1 protein-coding gene is annotated in these 1,022 nt (G+C 43.6%); it reads left to right on the top strand.

Annotation, left to right across the window (positions count from 1 at the left end):
• Positions 1 to 90: 90 nt before the first annotated feature.
• Positions 91 to 1,008, top strand: a complete 918-nt coding sequence (locus tag GB992_RS11375) for an IS30 family transposase (RefSeq protein WP_161002546.1) — start codon at positions 91 to 93, stop codon at positions 1,006 to 1,008.
• Positions 1,009 to 1,022: the final 14 nt, after the last annotated feature.

Genomic DNA, 1,022 nt, shown 5'->3' with positions numbered 1-1,022 from the left:
GGCAAATTCTATAATTAATTCGAACAAAAAACTCAAAGTGATTGCTTACAATGGTAGTGGTCGAATACTAACATTGTGAGGAGAATTACTTTGAGCTTTTCTATTTTAACATCTTTTGAACGTGGTGCGCTTGCCCAACTTGTCACCCAACACATGACCTTGCAGGCAATGGCCGACGCCTTAGGCGTTGCGAAGTCAACGGTCTACTATGAACTCAAGCGGGTTGTCCCTTATGATCCACAGGTGGCACAATTTGATGCTGATCAAAAACGACGCCAGTGCGGACGACCACTTGGTTTAACAGCGGCACTGAAATGTCTGATTGAGAACCATTTACGGTTAACGTGGTCACCAGAGATGATTGCTAAAGCCTATGGCTTGAACACTGCTTCAATTTATAACTGGCTTATCCGAGGTGATTTAGATTTCCCTTTGTGTGAACTCCCCAACCGTAACGTTCGCCATCGGCGAGCAGGAGAAACTCGGGGAACCTTTAAAGTTTCCCAATCCATTGAAGACCGTCCCCAAGCAGTTAATGACCGGCGGTCATTCGGACATTGGGAGGTTGATACGGTTCTTTCCAGCCGTGGACAAGCAAAAGACTGTTTGGTTACCTTTGTTGAGCGTAAAACACGTCTGGTTTGGGCAATTAAAGCACCAAACCGGACATCAGTAGCGCTTAATCAGGCGTTCAATCAGTTCATGGTACGGTTCAGAACCACTGTTAAATCAATTACTGTTGATCACGGAAAGGAATTTTCTGGCTATCAAGAATTAGAAGCCATTCACCACATTAAAGTTTACTTCTGCCATCCATATTCTCCTTGGGAACGCGCCAGTAACGAATACTTCAACCGCAGGTTGCGCTGGTTCTTTCCCAAGAAGACGAATTTTTCAGAAATCACAAAAGATCAGCTAGTGGAATCCTTAGACCTAATTAATCATCGACCATTAAAAACGCTTGATCATCATACTGCCATTGAGTTTTTCAATCGGTGTTCGAATTAAAGTTGTAATTTGCC

It is taken from the genome of Furfurilactobacillus milii (genome assembly GCF_009863985.1).
GTDB lineage: Bacteria > Bacillota > Bacilli > Lactobacillales > Lactobacillaceae > Furfurilactobacillus > Furfurilactobacillus milii_A.
The sequence above is the reverse complement of the archived record's forward strand: the minus strand, read 5'-3'. Positions and strand labels throughout refer to the sequence as shown.